20 protein-coding genes are annotated in these 19963 nt (G+C 41.7%); 5 read left to right on the top strand and 15 right to left on the bottom strand.

What is annotated here, in order from left to right:
• Positions 1-2 precede the first annotated feature (2 nt).
• The 11 genes from BLS20_RS08710 to BLS20_RS08660 form a co-directional block, all read right to left on the bottom strand.
• Positions 3-1775 (bottom strand): proton-conducting transporter transmembrane domain-containing protein, encoded by a 1773-nt coding sequence (locus BLS20_RS08710; RefSeq protein ID WP_090173989.1) that lies wholly within the window; start codon positions 1773-1775, stop codon positions 3-5.
• Position 1776: 1 nt separating this feature from the next.
• A complete protein-coding gene (locus BLS20_RS08705) occupies positions 1777-2151 on the bottom strand; it encodes a hypothetical protein (protein ID WP_090173988.1) in 375 nt (124 codons plus the stop codon).
• Positions 2152-2163: 12 nt separating this feature from the next.
• Entirely contained in the window at positions 2164-3645 is a 1482-nt protein-coding gene (locus BLS20_RS08700; protein ID WP_090173987.1) for a monovalent cation/H+ antiporter subunit D family protein, read from the bottom strand.
• Between the two features lies 1 nt (position 3646).
• Positions 3647-5140: a complex I subunit 5 family protein gene (locus BLS20_RS08695; RefSeq protein WP_090173986.1), complete on the bottom strand. Its 1494-nt coding sequence runs from the start codon at positions 5138-5140 to the stop codon at positions 3647-3649.
• Complete coding sequence (locus tag BLS20_RS08690; RefSeq protein ID WP_242870563.1) at positions 5137-5535, bottom strand: sodium:proton antiporter; 399 nt, start codon at positions 5533-5535, stop codon at positions 5137-5139. The genes BLS20_RS08695 and BLS20_RS08690 overlap by 4 nt, the downstream gene beginning before the upstream one ends.
• A complete protein-coding gene (locus tag BLS20_RS08685; RefSeq protein WP_090173985.1) occupies positions 5525-5974 on the bottom strand; it encodes an MnhB domain-containing protein in 450 nt (149 codons plus the stop codon). Before BLS20_RS08685 ends, BLS20_RS08690 begins: the two co-directional genes overlap by 11 nt.
• A 2-nt stretch (positions 5975-5976) precedes the next feature.
• Entirely contained in the window at positions 5977-6615 is a 639-nt protein-coding gene (mbhE, locus tag BLS20_RS08680) for a hydrogen gas-evolving membrane-bound hydrogenase subunit E (RefSeq protein ID WP_176762352.1), read from the bottom strand.
• A 4-nt stretch (positions 6616-6619) separates the two neighbouring features.
• Positions 6620-6940 (bottom strand): monovalent cation/H(+) antiporter subunit G, encoded by a 321-nt coding sequence (mnhG, locus tag BLS20_RS08675; RefSeq protein ID WP_090173983.1) that lies wholly within the window; start codon positions 6938-6940, stop codon positions 6620-6622.
• Positions 6937-7200, bottom strand: a complete 264-nt coding sequence (locus BLS20_RS08670) for an MrpF/PhaF family protein (protein WP_090173982.1) — start codon at positions 7198-7200, stop codon at positions 6937-6939. Before BLS20_RS08670 ends, mnhG begins: the two co-directional genes overlap by 4 nt.
• 14 nt (positions 7201-7214) lie before the next feature.
• Entirely contained in the window at positions 7215-7805 is a 591-nt protein-coding gene (locus BLS20_RS08665) for a Na+/H+ antiporter subunit E (RefSeq protein ID WP_176762351.1), read from the bottom strand.
• A 128-nt stretch (positions 7806-7933) separates the two neighbouring features.
• Positions 7934-9010, bottom strand: coding sequence for a tetratricopeptide repeat-containing glycosyltransferase family 2 protein (locus BLS20_RS08660; protein WP_090173980.1), 1077 nt, complete (start codon positions 9008-9010; stop codon positions 7934-7936).
• Positions 9011-9076: 66 nt separating this feature from the next.
• On the opposite strand from BLS20_RS08660, the gene BLS20_RS08655 reads away from it, so the two are divergent.
• Positions 9077-10204 (top strand): DUF4422 domain-containing protein, encoded by a 1128-nt coding sequence (locus tag BLS20_RS08655; protein ID WP_090173979.1) that lies wholly within the window; start codon positions 9077-9079, stop codon positions 10202-10204.
• 42 nt (positions 10205-10246) lie between these two features.
• Here BLS20_RS08655 and BLS20_RS08650 read toward each other — a convergent pair whose 3' ends face one another.
• Positions 10247-10999, bottom strand: a complete 753-nt coding sequence (locus BLS20_RS08650) for a CBS domain-containing protein (protein WP_090173978.1) — start codon at positions 10997-10999, stop codon at positions 10247-10249.
• A gap of 17 nt (positions 11000-11016) precedes the next feature.
• Positions 11017-12150: a glycosyltransferase family protein gene (locus BLS20_RS08645; protein ID WP_090173977.1), complete on the bottom strand. Its 1134-nt coding sequence runs from the start codon at positions 12148-12150 to the stop codon at positions 11017-11019.
• A gap of 209 nt (positions 12151-12359) precedes the next feature.
• Between BLS20_RS08645 and BLS20_RS08640 the strand changes: the two genes are divergently transcribed.
• The 4 genes from BLS20_RS08640 to BLS20_RS08625 are packed head-to-tail and all read left to right on the top strand — an operon-like array spanning position 12360 to position 16786.
• Positions 12360-13271: an N-acetylneuraminate synthase family protein gene (locus BLS20_RS08640; RefSeq protein WP_341443210.1), complete on the top strand. Its 912-nt coding sequence runs from the start codon at positions 12360-12362 to the stop codon at positions 13269-13271.
• A gap of 13 nt (positions 13272-13284) precedes the next feature.
• Entirely contained in the window at positions 13285-14448 is a 1164-nt protein-coding gene (locus BLS20_RS08635) for an N-acylneuraminate cytidylyltransferase (RefSeq protein ID WP_090173975.1), read from the top strand.
• A complete protein-coding gene (locus BLS20_RS08630) occupies positions 14445-15617 on the top strand; it encodes a CgeB family protein (protein ID WP_090173974.1) in 1173 nt (390 codons plus the stop codon). Before BLS20_RS08635 ends, BLS20_RS08630 begins: the two co-directional genes overlap by 4 nt.
• On the top strand, positions 15614-16786 hold the full coding sequence (locus BLS20_RS08625) for a glycosyltransferase family protein (RefSeq protein ID WP_090173973.1): 1173 nt from the start codon (positions 15614-15616) through the stop codon (positions 16784-16786). The genes BLS20_RS08630 and BLS20_RS08625 overlap by 4 nt, the downstream gene beginning before the upstream one ends.
• On the opposite strand, the gene BLS20_RS08620 is transcribed toward BLS20_RS08625, so the two are convergent.
• Together BLS20_RS08620 and BLS20_RS08615 are read right to left on the bottom strand one after the other, a co-directional pair.
• Positions 16777-18804, bottom strand: coding sequence for a motility associated factor glycosyltransferase family protein (locus tag BLS20_RS08620; RefSeq protein WP_090173972.1), 2028 nt, complete (start codon positions 18802-18804; stop codon positions 16777-16779). The two genes, BLS20_RS08625 and BLS20_RS08620, sit on opposite strands and share 10 nt — an antisense overlap.
• 99 nt (positions 18805-18903) lie before the next feature.
• Entirely contained in the window at positions 18904-19722 is an 819-nt protein-coding gene (locus tag BLS20_RS08615) for a flagellin N-terminal helical domain-containing protein (RefSeq protein ID WP_090173971.1), read from the bottom strand.
• Positions 19723-19963: the final 241 nt, after the last annotated feature.

Genomic DNA, 19963 nt, shown 5'->3' with positions numbered 1-19963 from the left:
ACCTATCTAACCTTTGCAAGTACAAGCAATATAATTCCTATTACGATAATCGCAGCCATAACGCTGAACATTCCCTCACCGATTTTCATTCGAAAGGCATCTTCTTCATAACGAAGAGAGCCTTTTTTCTCTTCCGGAACATTCATTGGTCTGCGCCATTTGTATGGCTGGTGACTCGTCTTTTGTATATGATCATACATTCTCTTTCCGCCGCCGCCAAGGAAACTGCACACCTTAATCACCAATCTAGAACCTTTCAGCAATGCTCTTTGCCCCGGACCTCGAAGCAAATAATCAATGTCCAGATTGATTGCATGATGCGGTGCAAGTTTCTTCCTGAACAACATAAAAATCAGCATCGTGGCCGCCATCAAAAGCACATATTCGAATACATGACTGATCGTATATGGATGATATTCAATACTATGCGGAAGCAAACGATAAAACAGCTGCGGCGTCACACCAATAAATACGCACAGTCCGGTTCCAATCAGCATAGCAGCTTTCATCGTACCCGGAACTTTCTTGATCTGATAATCGCTCCTTGGTGTTGTAAAAAACACATAATATCCTGTTTTAAACAGAATTGATAATGCCGTCATAACGCTTCCAAGTGTCATCAAAATCATCACCCAGGTAAGACCATTTTCCTCTGCCGCAAGAATCGACCAGGACTTTCCAACAAATCCCGCAAACGGTGGAACTCCGGAAATAGAAAGTGCCGCAATAAAATAGCAAACCGTTACAAGCGGCATCTTCTTATATAAACCTCCCAGGTCTGTGATATTACGTTTTCCGGTCGCAAAAATAACAACACCCGCGCACATAAACAACGTCATCTTGTACATAATATGCGTGAATGCAAGACCTTCACTCGCATTTGCTCCAACAGCTCCGCCGATTCCAATATCCGTCACCATAAATCCCACCTGAGAGATAATATGATACGACAAAATCTTTCGAAAATCCGAAGTTATCAAAGCATACATCGCACCGTAAATAATCATAATCACGCCAAGCATAATCAATACCTTAAATCCGATAAAAGAAGTAAGAAGTGCAAATACCGCCGCTTTCGTCGTCAGTGCATTCATATATACACCACCGGTCAATGTACTTTCCGGATATGCATCCGGAATCCAAAAGTGAAGAGGTACGACTCCTGCATTAATAATCATGCCAAGGAAAATCAGCCAGAATGACAGGTTCATATCGCCTCCCGTCATCTGCACGAAATAAAATTCTCCTTCTACCATCTGATCTACAACACCAAACAACATCAAACTACCGCCAACCATATGCATGAGCAAGTAGCGGAATCCTGCTCGTGTCGCAACCATCGTATGAGAATCCCAAACCAAAAACAAAGACACAATTGCCATAATCTCCCAGAAAATAAAGAGCGTCAGCCAATCTCCTGCAAGTGTTATGCCAAGTGCACATCCTACATATGCCGTAGAAGCAAATCCTTCTAGTCGGCTCGTATGCCCAAACGAAAAAATTGCGCCAATCACACCAACGGATGCAAAGGCAATCAAAAAAATCAAATTATATTCTGTTACTTTCATGTAAAAGAGTGTATAATCCCCAAATACATTGAGATACCCTTTTGTTCCAATCGGATTGGTCATAGTCAGATACCAGGCAAAAATTGCAATTGCCACATGGCACACACGTCTTATTTTGACCGGAAATATCGCCAAAAGTATGCCCGCAACAATCAGGAAAATACCGGGATGGACATCATATATAAATTCAAATGGTAATGTAATCATCCTATTCTCCTTCCTCTTCCCCTTGAATCCTCTTATCAATTTCTTCCTTGGTCTTAATTACAAAATCTTTCTCCGTAACTTCTACAGGTGCTGCAACCTCTGCATCTAGTGATGCGTCGCCTCCTGCAAGGAACTCTCTTCTGACATCAACAGAAGGATTGGTCTTATCCAAAATCTTATAAAACTCTTCTTCTCTTTCCAGCCACGCAGCCCAAACCCCTTTTGCAAACAAGATAACAAGGGTACCTCCGCCAATTCCAACCAGCAAAAGAATCCATCCAAGAATCATTTCCCCGACTGCAATCTCAACGATAAAACTAATCACTATAAGCAAAATCAAAACGAGGTAAATCTTCTTAATATTTTTTTCTTCCATAAAAGACTCTCCTTACGAAATTGCCGAGGCCGCCATCTTGGCCAAGGAATACAAATGAACAAATATATTAGGCGCGATTCCAAGCAATACCGACAACACGGTAGTCGCACATATCGGGATCAACATCCTAAGATCCGCTTCTTTAAATTCTGTATAATCTCCGGAAATATCCTTTGTAAAGAACGCTCCGTAAGTTACCGGCATCAAATACATCAGTCCAAGCAAAGCGCTAATCAACAAGATTACAATATACGCATGATTGCCCTGCTCTAACGCTCCCAAAGTCAGATTCCATTTACTGATAAATCCAACCGTTCCGGGTAGACCAATAATTCCGAGCGATGCGATCGTAAAGCATCCAATCGTTATCGGCATCTGCTTTCCGATTCCGTGCATCTGCGATACATCCGTTTTATGTGTGGTTACGATAATCGCGCCGGCACACATAAAGAGTGTAATCTTCATAAGCGCATGTGCCACGATATGGTACAACGAACCCACATATCCGGTTTCGTTCAAAATACAACATCCTAGAATAATATAGGAAAGCTGTCCAACCGTTGAAAACGCAAGTCGTCTTTTGAGATTATCCTGCGACAATGCAATAATGGATGCCAGAATAATCGTTGCTCCGGCAAACCATTGTAGTATCTGACAAACCCCGATTTCTTTCAGAAGCTCCGTTCCATAGACATATCCCACAATTCGAATCACACAAAACACTCCTGCCTTTACAACTGCTACCGCATGGAGCAGTGCACTTACCGGAGTTGGAGCAATCATTGCAGACGGAAGCCAGCCGTGAAAAGGCATCATACCAGCCTTGATTGCACCGGCTGCAATCAGCATAAAGAATAAAACACCAAGCTGCACAACCGAGCCCATATGCGAATTCATAAATCCACCAGCTGTAAAATCCAGCGTGTTGCTCATCATATAGACAACCACAATTCCTGCGAGAAAAACCTGTCCCGGAATCAAAGTATAAATCAAATATTTTCTACCGGAAAACTTCGCTTCATCATTTCTTTCATGAAATACCAACGGCCAGGTTGCAATCGTCAACATTTCAAAAAAGACAAAGAACGTCAGCAGGTTTCCTGCATATGCAATTCCCTGCGCTGAACAGATACACATTGCAAAAAATGCATAGAATCCAGTCTGATCCTTTTCATGATGTCCGCGCATGTAGCCGATTGCATAAAACGCAACCGCAACATACAAAAATGACGATACCACCGCAAACAAAGCCCCGGCTGCATCTGCACGAAAAGCAAATTCCAACGTATCTGTCAGTTTACAAAGAACAAAACGATAGGTATTCCCCTGATATACGCCACCTGCAATTACAAAATTCACAATTGCACATGCAATAGCCGCGCCCACACTAAAACTTTCTCTTATATTCGGATATTTGGAAAAAAAGAAAATCAATCCGCAGGCAATCAGCGGAAATGCCGGCGTCAAAGCCGGTAATATACTTATGATTTCCATGCTACAGCACCCCCTTTAAAACCGGAAGTGCCACGCTATCCACGATCGTTCCGTTGAAAATACCCATTGCAATCATACCGATTCCAAACACAATAATCGGAATCAAAATCGGCAGCGGCAGCTCTGCATGTTTTGGATGTTTACCTACTTCATGCAGCTTTGCAGCCGGCGAAATAAATATCTTTTCTACCACGCGAAGGAAATAGATTGCATTCATCAATGAACTTACAATCAATACCGCAATATAGACATAATAGCCTTGATCCATCGCTCCAAGCATCAAATACCATTTGCTAAAAAATCCTCCTGTAGGCGGAATTCCCACCATCGCCATTGCTCCAACAACAATGGCAAAACAAGTCCACGGCATCTTCTTATGAAGCTGACCAAACTGATTAATATTAACAATACCATAGCGATACTGAATTCCGCCGATGGCAAAGAACAGACCGCCTTTCATAAACATATGATTCAAAATATGCAAATAAGATCCCGTCACACCATATTCGTTTGCAATGCCGACACCTAATGCAATATACCCAAGCTGCGCCACAGACGAATACGCCAACATACGTCTGAAATCCTTTTGCGCCATTGCAAACAAAGATCCGTAAATCATGCCAATTGCACCAATCACACCAACAATTAATGTCGCATGCTGAACGACCAAATGATCAATCCCGAATATGAAAAAGAAAAACCTTATCATCGCAATCGCCGGCACCTTGCTCATTGCACCGGAAATCAGCGGCGAAGCTCCCGGATGTGCATACGAATAAGCATCCGGCTGCCATGCATGAAACGGAAAGATTGCCATCTTGATTCCAAATGCTACAATCAAGCTGACACATACGACAATCATAAGTGGGTTGTCCATCTGCGTTTGCAATAGTTCCGCCATGTCTGCCATATTCAAACTACCGGTCATCGAATATAGCATTCCAATACCAATCAAATAAAACGATGCTCCAATTGTTCCAATCAACAGATATCGAAAAGCCGACATGACCGAACGTTTCCCGCCCATTGCAATCAGACCATAGCAAGAAATCGAAGCAATCTCCAAAAATACGTAAAGATTAAATACATCTCCCGTCAGTGTCATGCCACAAAGTCCAACCGAAAGAAGACCCAATAATGTAAAGAAGCCTCCCGACTGAAGCCATTTCTTCGATTGAATATAACAAATACAGTAAATACAAGTACACAGCGCCACAAGCATAATGATACAAACCATAAGGGCATTTAGTGGATCTACCACAAATTCGATTCCCAGCGGCGCCTGCCAATTTCCGACCGCGTAATGAATCTCATTTCCCTCCGTCTGCATTACCTGCGCAAAAAGCAAGACAGCACAAACAAAGGCAGCTGCTTCGCAGGCTACCACAAGAGCTTTTCCTATATATCTATGAAACATGCTGAAAAATGTGCATAGCAAAGAGCCGGAAAGCACAATGACTATAATCAGCACGGGAAGGTGTTCTAGTAAATTCATTTGTTCTCCTCTGCCTCATCCTGTTTAATATTAAGAATCTTATCTTCTTCTACCGAACCGTAATGTTCTTTTAATCGCATCAGCAGCGAAAGCGCCACTCCGGTTGTACCAAGACTTACGACAATCGCCGTAAGCATAAGCGCATGCGGAATCGGGTTCATGTACTGATCCGCATCATGATTTCCCTCCTCCAAAATCGGAATCGTTGTACCGGTCTTTTGTGCAAAACATAAGAAAAACAAAATGACCGCTACCTGCATTATATTCATACACATCATTTTCTTCATATAATTTTTGCAGGTAATCATGCCGAAAATTGCAATGAAAAACATCACAAAAATCAAGCAGTAGATCCCCCTAGATGCGAGTAAAGACTGAAACATATCAATCATCATGTTCTTCAAAATCCTCCCTCTTAAGAAGTGCCTCCAAAATTGTGATAATCGTCATCATAACACAGACTGTAACGCCAGCTTCGATTAAAAAGATTCCCAGCACGTGAAGCTGTTCATATTCAAGCCAGCCAAACGGCATCTTGTCATATTGCAAAAACATACCGCCATTAAACAGCGACAACCATCCGGTGAACACATAAAAAAATGCGCCCAGCCCCGCAACCGATACTGCGATTGCACTTGGGATCTTAAAATTAGCGTCCTTTCCTTTCACCAGCCGCGCGAGCACAATTCCAAGTGCCAGCACTGCGCCGGCCTGGAATCCACCGCCCGGGCTTTCTTCCCCGGCTGCCAGTATGTATACTGCATAAATCATGGAGAATGGTATGATAATACGCGAGGAAACATCCAGTACCACTCCACCGAATTTCTTTCGCATACCTACTCCTCCTTTTTCTCCTCATCCTTTTTCTTCTTGTGACCCAGGATTTCCGGCATATCCATCTTGCCGGTGCCATGAATCAAAATCAGTGTTACCACAAGTCCGGATACGAACATCACGCTCGTTTCAAACATTGTGTCATAACCTCTGTAATCCGCAAGCGTTCCGGATACAATGTTATTCGCGCCCGTATCTTCCTTGCTGTGTTCAATATAGTAATTCGACACATGACTGTTCGGCGCAGAATCCGCATCCCCAATCTCCGGCAGAAATTTCGTTGCGCTACAAAAAGCCACGCATATGACCGCCAGTACAATACCGGTTGCCACTTTTTCTATCAAAGAACGCTTTTGCGACTTTGTCATCTTCTTTTTTTCTTTTGTCTTCTTACGACTTCCGGTTGCAAACCGATCGACCGACTTTAACGCTACCGCAAAAAATACCGTTGACATCGTTCCGATTACAGCCTCTGTAAAGGCCACATCCGGCGAACCAAACACCAGGTAAGTCATTACCGCACAAAAACTGAATGCGCAAAACAAAATCGTACAAGCAAATAGATCTACACTTGCCATAACCGCAATCGTAATACAGATTAAAAACAGCACTATGATTGCTTCTACCAATATTATCTGCATACGCTTACTCCTCTCCCTCATCAGCCCGATCTACACGTTCCATCGGAAAATCATTTTTATATGCTGCTCTGGCAAGTACATGCGACCCAATTGGATTGCAGGCACACACGATGCAAAACAATATCACCACTTTAATAGAAAGCAAATTCCATCCGTTATATACAATAAAACCGATTGCAATCAAAAGCAGCGCAATCGTCTCACTGTTACCGGACGCATGCATCCTTGCATAAAAATCCGGAAGTCTGTAATATCCTATTAGGGATGCGACACAAAAAAAGATTCCCAGCGCCATAAAAAACGCCGCTATGATTTCCTGAATCATTTCTTCTTACCTCCCAAATATTTTGCAACCAGTATATTGGTTACCATTCCCAAAATTCCATAAGCAATCGCAATGTCAATATACATTTCAATGCGTCCGTCCAAAAAACCAAATAAAATGATTAGAATCAACACATCTGCCCCGATTACAGACAGCCCGTTCATCCGATCATACATATTCTTGTCTTTTATCATCTTAACAATCATCATAAAAATGACGAACAGCAAGACAGCCACAAATATCAAAAATACAATCCGCATAATCCGTCACCTCACTATAATTTCTTTACTACGCTTTCCTTGCCCGAACAATTCGAGTGTGGCGTCACAGTATTCGTATCCAAAATCTCCACCGTATCATCATAATCATATAACCAGGCAACCTTCTTGGCCATGCTGCCATCAAGAATGCCTTGCGCTGCTGTCCTCGTCAATGCGTGAATCTCATATACATTGGACTTATTCACATGAAGTGTAATCGTTCCCGGCGTTAAGGTAATCGAATTAGCCAAAAGCGCAATTGCAAGCGGATTATCAAAATTCACCCGAAAACAAATCACCTTCGGCTCAATCCTAACAGTCTTTTGCATTACCGCTTTTGTAACATCAAGATTCGCCAGGACAAGTTCTTTCATTAACCAAATAAAATAAGCGAAGAATTTAACCAGCGATACATCAAATACAAAATATTGTTTTGTCTGGGATAAATTACGAATCGTAAAAAGCGGCATACAAATCCATGCCACCACAAAAGAAGCTGCCGCACCCATAATCAAGAATTTCATTGTATAAATCTGGGTGATCAGTAGCCAGAATATAAACATATAAACTACAAATCTGATATAACTTTTATATTTCCCTCTCATATCCATAACAAAGAAATTATAGCATGAAAAGCATATGTCGTATAGCATTTCGCTGATATTAGGCAGGTTTTTGTGAAAGATGTTAGTGTATAGTCACTATGTATACTCGCTACACCAATACTATCTTCCTAGTCGTTTTTTGTAAGATTTGCCAACTGCGTGACTGCTTTTGGATAGTTCCCGCACTTACGGTACATTTCTATTGCTTTTTCTTTGTTCCCCGTGCATTCGTAGATAACCCCCTGGTTATAATAAGCAAGATAGGAATTAACGCCTTCCACTTTTCCTTGCGGAACCTGTGCTGCTTTTTGAAAGAACAAGATTGCCTCATCAAATCTTGCATTTTGCATTTCGATTAATCCCATCATAAAACAAAAGTCTGCCAAATGGCCAAAATAATCTACCACGCCCTCTAATCCTAAAGCTTTTTGAGTCTGTCCGGAATTCATTAGTGCATAGCCATATGTTTCCACCAAATCCTGCACATATTCTAGTTTCTCATCCACATCAAAACCAAGCGCTTTATCGAATTGTTCTGCTGCTTTTTCCATCTCCCCATCCATGTAATAGCTCTTTCCAAGCTGATAGAGAAGATATGGATCATCGCCTCTTTCATTGAGTTCCTTTAACAGTAACGCTTCATTACGCGTGGCTTTTTTTCTTCTTTCCTCATCGGAGCCATAATATCCGTCGTGTTCCAGATAAATATTGGTCTCAAAAAGCACAACCTGCATCTGCGGATCATTTGGCACAAGCTGCTCATGAATCGCTCCTTCGTAGTGATAATACGCCTTTTCAAACACTCTTGATATCCATTCCCTTGCAGCCGGTTTTGCCGGAATCAGATTGCGGCGCAGAACTCTTCCCACCTGCCCCGGATGCTTACGCAAAAGCATTTCTAATATTTTTTCATCGCACGGTTTCATGAGATACTCATCCGAATCGAGCATGAAAATCCATTTTCCTGTCGCTTGTTTTATCGCCTCGTTTCGCGCTGCCGCAAAATCATCTATCCACTCAAACTCTGCTATCTTTAGCCTTGCTTTATGAGGCTGTTTCTTCAGTTCGCTAAGAGCCTGTACGGTACTATCCTGCGAACCGGTATCGACAACTACAATTTCCACCTCCATAGAAAGCAAATCTTGCATTGCACGTATTAATTTTTCTTTTTCATTTTTCGTTATAATACAAATGGAAAGATTCATATTTTCTACCCTTTTATGATATAATTTATGTAAATATTAACTTGCACCTAACATAGGAGAACTGCCATGGCCACTACGTTTTTTGTTATGACACATAAGAAGTTTCAGCCTCCGGCAAACGAAGCCTATATTCCGCTTCATGTCGGCCGAGCACTCGGAGACGATTTAGGTTACCTTGGTGATAACACCGGAACCGATCAGATTTCTGCAGAGAATCCATATTTCGGAGAACTCACCGGCCTTTACTGGATATGGAAGAATTACGAGGGTCAGGAAAATATCGCAACCAATCACTATCGTCGTTTTTTCTACGATGAGGACGGACATCTTATGACCTCTGCCAAAGCAGATGAGCTGCTTAAAACCCATAACATCATCGTTTCTAAGAAAGCAACTATCCCACAGACTTACCGCGAATATTATGCAGAAGCCCACAATCTCCGCGATTTGGAAGCAATTGGACGCTCCATAGAAAAAATCTATCCGGGCTACTATCCTTTCTTTGAAGAGGTCTTGTCCGGACACATTGTATATTCCGGCAACCTGATGATTATGCCACGCAAGCTGTATGATGAATATTGCACCTGGCTGTTTACCATTTTATTTGATGCGTCTTCTGAAATTGATGTATCCGGATACGATTTGTATCACGCCCGTGTCTATGGCTTTTTGTCCGAAGAGCTATTGTTGGTGTGGGCGCATGCCAAGGAACTTTCCGTTTACGAAGCCACGGTCGGATTCACAGAAGAAAAAGCCGAAACGCAAGAACTCAAGCTTGCCGTAGCTGAGCTTCTAAAACAAGGTCATGTAAAGGATGCTCAGGAATTATTTAATAATATTATGGCTATCCGCCCCGATCTTTCTTTGCCGGCTTCTGATTTCCACGGAGAAATTGAAAAGCTGCAACCGATTCTTTATATTATGAATCTGGAAAAAGAAAACCATATGAGCGGCTTTTTGGATGTTTCCCATGAGCTTCCTCAATTGTTTGAGCATTACGATACTACCTATAAGATTTTGCAACATATCTCTACGCGAAGCGAAAGCGACGAAGACCTCACTTACTTAGCAACACACTTTTTTAGTCCTGCTGCACTTGAAGTCTACCTGGCTTACGATCCTTACCAGCAATTTCATAGCAAGCCACTTGATGAACCGTATATGCGTGAGTGGTGGCAACAGATGAGCAGTTAAAAAAATGCCGTTAGCCGTACAAGAGTGCCGCTGACGGCATTCCTATTCTCTTCCATAGACGTCTTCAAAGCGGATAATATCATCTTCGCCAAAATAATCACCAAGCTGTACCTCCGTAATAATCAAAGACTCCGTATCCGATGTATTAATCAGTCGATGTTTACACCCGGTAGGGATGTAGATATGTTCTCCCACGCGAATTGGCCTCTTTGTCAAATCAAGCTGTACCTGACCTTCTCCATGCACTACAATCCAGTGTTCTTCTCTCCTGTGATGTTCCTGCAAAGAAAGTGCCCCGCGCGGGTCAACCCGGATAATCTTCGACTGAAAATATTGATTAAGAACCGTTGTTTTGTAGAAGCCCCACGGTCTTTGAAAGATTTCATTTTCTACAATGGAATCGTCCATATTAATCCAGTCAAGATCGTATGCATAATCCATATCCTGAAGCAAAAGCGCATGCATATTCTGTTTTGTAATTACATTGAGCACGGTTTTATCCTTTGCTACAATCGGCAAAAACTCGATACGCGTATCCTTAAAGATATCGATAATGGTTGCAATTGTATCCTCACATCCAATGCACGTAAAATCCTTCTGATACGCCTTTTCAATCGAATCCTCAAGCGACGCTCCCTGCAAAAAAGCACGGCGCAAATCACCATCTGTCAAAGTCCCCATCAGCCTTTGCTCTTGATCTACCACCATCAAAAAACCTTTGATATTGGCATCAATCTCCGAGAGTGCTTCTCGCATCGTCTTATTGTAAAGAATCAAAAAATTATCCAGTGTCATAAGCTCCCCCTTTTCGCTTAGCTGTTTTGTCCGAACATGTGCCGGATCTTGTCTTCAAATCCATGGCGAGTTTCAATCGCTCTTTTTCCATTGGCGGCAATCTTTGCACACACGTCTGGGTGTTCCATATAGTAATGTGCTTTTTCAAATAATTCTTCCAGGGCCCCATATACCTCGATTTCTTCTCCTATTGCAAATTGTTCTGCGATTTCTGCTTGATAGTTACTGATGCAAAATCCCCCGCAGGCCAACACGTCAAATACGCGAAGCGGAATTCCTGTGCGAATGGACTTTAGCGTAATATTAAGATTCATCTGACTTTCGGCAAATACCGTCGGCATTTCTGAGATATAATCTGCATACCCATGATACTGAACCTGATCAAGTTCCGGATAAGTATCGTTGCCATATACGTGCATTTCATGTTTTTTAGAGAGCATCGTCAAAATCAGATAGCGCTCACGCCTTGTTACTTCCTGCGTAAGCAGATAGCGCATCTCTTCAAGCGTGACCTTTGTCTTACCCCCGGATGCCTTGTGATATTGTTCATTCAAGCGCTTTACAACCTCTTTTGTCACCAGATCATCAATTAGAAATCCGCCATAAACCTGAAGCTGTGAATTGATGATTCCTTCTAAAAAACCTTTGTCATAATCCGAAAGGACACTCGCATAATAGCTATATTCGTTCTTATATAACTTACCAAGAAGCGAAATGCCATGCGGCTTAGCAGCACGTCGAACTGCTTTTTCAAATACAACCGGTGATGCTGCAAGCGGCAGATGGTGCACTTTAATTCCTTCCTTAGCATATAATTCTACCTGTCCTCTATCAAAAAAATACCCTTCATTACAGGTGTTATGCCGAAGCGAAGACAGATTGCGGATATGAAGCGGCGCATCATACACCCAGAAGATATATGGGATTCCCCTTTGCTCACATATATCTGAAATCAAAGGTGTGTAATTCACCGAAAATACTTTATCATACTTCCCGCTCTTTAGCTTTGCCTCCATCATTTCACAAAAAATCGGATCGTCCTCCCAATCCTTTAGTTGATAGAAAACCTCTTCATATTCTATCCGTTCTTTTTGAAAAGCCATTTCAATTCCTTCATTTAAAAATGACTTCCATTTCCAAAATAAAACCATAATTTTCTTACTCCGCTATCAATATTGTCTCTTTTAATGAGCCGGTATCCAAATAACTTGGCAATATTCCCTCATCATCACTTACAACGTTACTACATATATCGTCATTTGAAAGCAAATTCTTCATTTACCTTTATTATACCTTTTTCCTACTTTTCACACTAGTTTTTCCTAATTTTCTTTCCTTCTTCTCCGATAAATCTTGTATAATGGATTTATATAGTATTTTTATAAGAAACGGAGTGTATGAGATGTATCAAAAACCTTATCTGATTGCGGAAGCAGGTTGCAATCATAAAGGCGACATGGAGATTGCAAGACAGCTCATTGAGATTGCTGCAAAAACCTGTCATGCCGATGCGATTAAATTTCAAAAAAGATGTCCTAAAGAATTACTAACAAAGGAGCAATACAATGCGCCGCACCCAAATCCAGCCAATTCCTACGGCGATACTTATGGCGCGCATCGTGAGTTTTTGGAACTTACCAAAGACCAGCACAGACAACTCAAAACCTGGTGCGAAGAATATGGCATCACCTATTCAACCTCTGTGTGGGATCTGACCTCGGCAAAAGAAATCGCACAGTTGAATCCGAAATTTATCAAGATTCCTTCTGCCTGCAATACACATTTTGAAATGCTTGGCTACTTATGCGACAACTACGAAGGCGAGATTCAACTTTCTTTTGGTATGACAACACACGAAGAAGAAGAAAAAATCGTCTCCTTCTTTGAAGAAAAAAAACGTGCCAAAGATCTTGTCTTATTCAACTGTACTTCCGGTTATCCGGTTCCTTATAAGGACGTATGTCTGCTCGAAATCAACCGCATGCGTGCCTCTTATGAAGACCGCGTAAAGGCTATCGGTTTTTCCGGACATCACATCAATACCGCAGTTGACATTGCTGCATATACGCTCGGTGCTAACATCATAGAAAGACATTACACCTTAGACCGTACCTGGAAAGGTACCGATCACGCAGCTTCCCTTGAACCCGGCGATATGAAACGCTTAAAAGAAGAACTTACAAGCGTGTACGAAGCTTTAACCTTTAAAAATCAAGAGATTCTGCCAATCGAACAGGTACAACGTGACAAATTAAAATATCGCAAACACTAGGAAGGACACTCACATGACTGTAGCATTTATTCCTGTCCGCGGGGGCAGCAAATCCATACCACTTAAAAATATCAAACCCATCCTTGGAAAGCCGCTTGTCTATTGGACGGTTAAGGCGGCCTGCGAATGCAGTGCCATTGATAAGGTTTATATCGCAACAGACTCTGATAAGATCAAAGAAACCGTGGAACATTTTCATTTTCCCAAGGCCGTTGTAATCGGCCGAAGCGCCGAGTCGGCATCAGATACCGCATCTACAGAATCGGCTATGCTTGAATTTGCTTCGCAATATGACTTTGATAATATTGTCTTAATTCAGGCAACCTCGCCGCTTCTTACGGCAGATGATTTAACCCGCGGTATGAAACTTTTTGAAAGCGATGGCTGTGACAGCGTTTTATCCGCCGTCCTGCAAAAACGCTTCTACTGGGAAGCCGATTCGAAAGGGTTCGCTTCGCCAATGAACTACGATGTCTATCATCGTCCTCGCCGTCAGGATTTTGACGGCTCTTATACGGAAAACGGTGCATTTTATATTACTCGCAAGGAAGATCTTCTTCGCACAAAAAACCGGGTATCCGGCCGCATGAAGATCTGTGAGATGAGCGAGGAATCTTTTTTTGAAATTGATGAGCCTTCTGACTGGGTCATCATCGAAGCACTAATGCGGAAAAAAGGAATTACCGCTGCACCTTGCGATCTTTCCAAAATTAAACTGTTTTTAACTGACTGCGATGGCTGCCTGACCGATGGCGGCATGTATCTGACCGAAAATGGCGATGAACTCAAGCGTTTTCAGGCGCTTGACGGTAAAGGTATTGCCATCTTAAGAGAGCACGGCGTAAAAGTCGGAATTGTCACCGGCGAAACCCGCAATCTTTTGAAAACACGTGCCCAAAAGCTGAAACTTCATTATCTTAAAATGGGTGCCGATGACAAATTGCCAATCGTCAAGCAAATCTGCGACGAACTTGGAATTTCTTTATCTGAAGTCGCTTATGTCGGAGATGACCTTCCGGATATCCCGGTCATTCAGGCTGTCGGATATGGCTGCTCTGTTCCTAATGGACGTGAGGAAGTAAAGGCTGTCGCCGATTATGTGACCACAGCAGCCGGCGGAAACGGAGCAATCCGCGAAGTTACCGATCAGATAGCAAAAGCAAAGGGGATTCTATGAAAGTAATTGTGCTAGATCGACCAGCATTTGGAAAACTTGATATGCTAGAGGCCTTTGAATCACTTGGTATTGAGACGACGCTCTATATTCATAATGATATTCATGAGCCTGTCAGCGAAGAATTAGAAAAAGACTTTGCCGATTTTGCCTTTGGAGCAGGCTACGACTTTGTCTTTTCCTTTAATTATTTTCCTGTATTATCAAGAGCTGCTAAGCGCGCTGGATTAAAATATGTCTCATTTGTATACGACAGCCCGTTGCTGACGTTATTTTCTTGTACCATCATTGAGCCACATAACTACGTCTTTTTATTCGACAGCGCAATGTATCAGCGCCTATCTGATATCGGTATTAAGACCGTGTATTATTTACCGCTATGCGCCAATCCTAAACGCACACTTCATCTAAGCCTTAGCGATGCGGCCAAAAAAGTATTTACCAGTGATGTCTCCTTTGTCGGATCTTTGTATAACGAAGAGCACAATCTCCTTGATCGCATCACGGATATGGAACCTTTTTCCAAAGGTTATCTTGACAGTCTTATGGAAGCGCAGCTGCTTGTCAGTGGCATGAATTTTGTTGAAGATTGCCTTTCTGCCACAATCCTTGAGCAGTTTCGCAAAAAAAGTCCCTATGCCAGACAACAAGATAATACAGCGCCGGACTCCTATATCTATGCTAACTATTTTGTGAATCGTAAGATCACTTCTATTGAGCGAATCCGGTTGTTAACTGCCCTTAGCGAAAATCACTCTCTTAAGATATTTTCCAAAGCAGACCCAAAAACAATTCCCAAGGCCACCTTCCCGGGAGAAGTAGAATACTACAACCAGATGCCTTTGGTTTTTCAATGCTCTAAAATCAATTTAAACATTTCTCTTAGAAGCATCATAAACGGTATTCCGCTTCGCGTGTTTGATATTATGGGAAATGGCGGCTTTCTCCTTACAAACTTTCAAAGCGATTTGTTACATTACTTTGTACCGGGAGAAGATTTTGTTTATTACGAGAATTTACAGGATTTACTTTCCAAGACGGACTACTACCTGTCACACGAAAAAGAAAGAAAAGAAATTGCCGCAAATGGACTTGCACGCATCAAAGCAGATCATACTTATCTGCACCGTGCGCAATTAATGCTAGAAGTTGTAAAGGGAGAATTATCATGAATGTATTAGTTTATCGATATGGCAGTATCTGCGAACCGGATCTTATGGAAACCTTTGAAATACTTGGTTTTCACGTAGATACCATAGATGCGGAAATCACGAAAAAAAATCTCAAACCAAACGATCAGTTAAAACTGCTTCAAAATGCACTCGAACAAAAAGACTATGCCTTCGTCTTTACGATCAACTTCTTTCCAACCTTATCCGCAGTTCTTGAGATTTATAAGATTCCTTATTTGTGCTGGATTGTAGACAGCCCTGTTATGGAATTATATTCGGATATGATTCAAAACTCTGTAAATCGTATCTTCTTATTTGATTACGCTCTTTACGAGGAATTTTCTCCCTACAATCCATCCGGTATCTTCTATCTGCCTCTTGCCACCAATATCAGACGATGGAAAGAGGCCATTCACAATGCCACTTTTCACGAGCAGCAAAAGTTCGCATGCGATGTTTCTTTTGTGGGGTCTTTATATACAGAAAAAAATCCTTACAGCCGCTTTGTGGGCCCGGACTATCTAAAAGGATATTTTGAAGGTATGATTCGCGCCCAAGAACGTGTCTACGGTGCTTTTTTTCTCGAAGATCTTCTCACAGACGAACTGGTTTCCCAGTTCAAAAAACATTTACCCGGTTTTTATACATTTCCGGAAAAAACACGTGCAAATGACCGCGCATGCGTTGCGCAGCTCTATCTTGCAACTGCAGTTGCGACCTATGAACGCATTGATTTATTTAGCGCCATTGAAGATCACTACAAACTGACACTTTACACCGGCTCGGATACCACGCCATATAATTTTAAGAGCAAAGGACGCGTAAAAACACTTACCGAAATGCCGCTCGTCTTCGTCGGGAGCAAAATCAATCTTAATATAACCGCCAAGCCAATCCGAACCGGTCTGCCGCTTCGCATCTGGGATATTTTAGGCTGCCATGGCTTTATGATTAGCAACTACCAATCGGAAATTCCGGAGTTTTTTACAAACGAAGAGGATATTGTGATGTATGAATCTATCGAGCACGCAATCGATCTTATCGGTTATTATCTCGATCATGACAAAAAGCGCAAAGAAATTGCAGACGCTGCCTATGACAAAGTCTGCAAATTTCATACCTATGAACTTCGTGTTACACAAATGCTTGAGATGGCATTTCAGCTGTAAATGGATTTTATATGATCAGACAAACGTTCTGCGCCTTTTTTATAGCAGGCAATTAATTCCTTTGCTTCATTTGCAATCTCTATTACGGTCAAATCCTCCGTATAGATGTTATCGCCAAGTTCTCCTTCATCCTGGGCGCTATACATTCGGATCATAGTCATTAATCGATACTCTTTTTCCATTTTATTCCATTTCTCGATTCTTTTGACAACTTCACCATACTGCGGAAGTTCCCTGGCCTTGCTCTCTTCTAGATGAATCAGCTCGTTATAGTCTTCGATGGCACGATCCAAATCCTTTTGGAATGCATCGATTTCATCCGGTATCTTTTTGATACGTGCAAGTATCTTCTCGCTTTCCTCTTGTGTAAACGCACTTTCCGTATCCTCGATAATTGCTTTAAAATCGATTTGCCTTGTGCAAAGCTCCCCTGCTGCTTCTTTCAGTGTCATAATTTCCGTTCCGTGAATCTTGGCTCCACCCTCGGTTGCATTAATGACGCGGACATCTTCCTCATGCGCAATAAGCACTTCCTTTTCGAACCACTGGCGATAGGAATCCATCTGCACATCCGTCTCAATATCCTGTCCATCATTGCCTTCCACAATGGAAATCACTCTGGAATTCTTATGCTCTATATTCGCCTTCTCGCTATCCTCAAATCCGCTTACATGGCCGCGACCACCTGTGAATGCAAGATCTTGTCCCATCAATATAATGTTCTTAAAACCGCACTCCCGAATCAACGAGAACGCATCTGTCGCAACCGAACCTCCGGTCTGCAGATCCCGATAGGTTTTATGTGTCTCTTGTACGACAATATCATTAATATAATCAAGCCCGATACCACCCTGGAAAAAAATCTTACCTGTCAACACATCGATAAATTCCGGTCTGGCATACGGTGTCAACATCATCGGATAATGATTCATTCTCTCATCCGCAAATACCGAAAACTCTTTTCTTGGATCTGAAGATATACCGATATGAAATTGAATACCTTCTCTTACAAGCGCTTTTAGCGCCGAGTCCACCGCTACAATAAAAGCTTTATCTTCTAAGTCTTTTAACTGTCTGATATTCTTATCCAGCGAAGGTCCGGCCGAAACTAAAATTGCCGGAATATGCTCCACATCTTCCCGGCGCACTCTTTGAACAAGAGTTAAATGATTATATTCCTTAAGCATACGTGGAATATTGCGAAGTGTATTGGTCATAATCAGATCACCAAAACAAGCCATTGTCGCATCTTCCATATACAAAAGCCCCATATAATAGATGACAAGATCAATCATTGCGCTGCATTCTTTCGGATAGGTCGCATCATAGTTTGGCATAATACAAAACTCAACAAGTTCCTTTTGCTGATAAGTAAACATATAGCGCACCATACTAAGCGTCTCTTGCATCGCTTTTGCCACATTCAAAACTTTCACTTTATGCTCATCACAAAAAGCGCGAAGCTCATCTGCTTGTTCATAAAATGCTACATCCTTTTCATCCGCCAGCAACAGTACAAAAGAAACAGTCGTATTATTTTGTGCTATTAATTCTTTGATCGCACGTCCATCTCCTAGTCCATAGATGAACAAAACCGAATAATCTTTCAGGTTGGCATACCTTTGTGCAAGCGTCTTTGCCGCATACGCCGGATATGCCGGTGAGACACGCACTCTATGTACAGCATCCGCTTCTAAATCACACAAGGTATATTCTTGCTCTTCTATCGCATTGTGCGCACCTATTAACGTACACACATCGGCTCTTAATATGTCTGCCAATGACAGGATATCTGTATTTTGATAACAATATATTAATTTTTTTAGCACGGATACCAAATATTCTTGTTGTGACGGATCCGTAATAATCCCCTTTTGTATTAACTCATTAAATAACTCCTGTAATTCCTGAAGCATTCCCGGAATACTTTCATAGATTTCTTCCACCTTATTTTGATATAAACAAGTGATAATATGCTGTACTTTATGATCCAACAATTCAATTCTATTATCTGCCATATACGAAATCCCCCATAATAAGAATTAATATCGCTATTACACAAAACAAGCACCCCGGTTAAATGGCCGGCGTGCTTGTTATTCATTTTAAGTCTTTGATTACTGAAGCAGTGATAATACTCCTTGTGTTGCCTGATTAGCCTGAGCCAGCATAGACTGTCCTGCCTGCTGCAAAATATTGTTCTTGCTGTAAGTAACCATTTCAGCTGCCATATCTGTATCACGGATACGAGATTCTGCTGCTGATGTATTTTCAGATGTTGTATCAAGGTTTGCAATTGTATGCTCAAGACGGTTCTGAATCGCACCAAGCTTAGATCTTTGTGCAGATACCTGCGAGATAGCTTTTTGTACGTTACACATTGTAGCACCAGCTGCGTCGAATGTAGAAACAGCAATGTTAGCAGTATCTACACCAAGGCTTGTTGCTGACATACTTGTAATATTAATTGTTATGGCCTGTCCACAGATTGATCCAACCTGAAGGTTCTTACCTGTAAATGTTCCATCTAACAGATTCATTGTATTGAACTGTGTTGTAGAAGAAATTCTTGAAAGCTCTGTAGAAAGCTGGTTCATTTCTTCCGAGATTGCAGTTCTATCAGAAGTTGTATTTGTATCGTTTGCTGCCTGCGTTGCAAGTTCGTTCATACGCTGCAGAATGGAATGCGCTTCATTTAATGCACCTTCTGCTGTCTGTACTAATGAGATTCCGTCCTCTGCATTGGTAGATGCTTTATCAAGACCTCTGATCTGACTTCTCATCTTCTCAGAAATTGTTAAGCCGGCTGCATCATCTGCTGCTCGATTAATCTTATAACCAGATGATAATTTTTCTGTTGATTTAGAAAGAGCACCTGTTGTGATACCTAACTGTCTGTTTGTATTTGCCGCCTGCATATTGTGTTGTACTACCATAATAGTTTCCTCCTTGAATAACCTTTTCCTTAACCTTATCCTCTACACGGATTATATATGTGTGTTTCTTTTCGATCGAATGTTAGGATGTTTATCTTCTCTTTTTCATCCTTGCACCTTATATTTCGGAGGAGACTTTTTATTCCTTAACAAAAAAAAGCGATTTTTTTTAAAAAACCACTTTTTTTTTGATTTTTTTCTAATTTTAGACACCAAAAGCGGCGTGACCGGTGGCCACGCC

Origin of the sequence: Eubacterium oxidoreducens, from assembly GCF_900104415.1 — a bacterium.
In the GTDB taxonomy this organism is placed as follows: domain Bacteria; phylum Bacillota; class Clostridia; order Lachnospirales; family Lachnospiraceae; genus Eubacterium_C; species Eubacterium_C oxidoreducens.
Note: the sequence above shows the minus strand (reverse complement) of the source record. Positions and strands in the feature narration are given on the sequence as shown.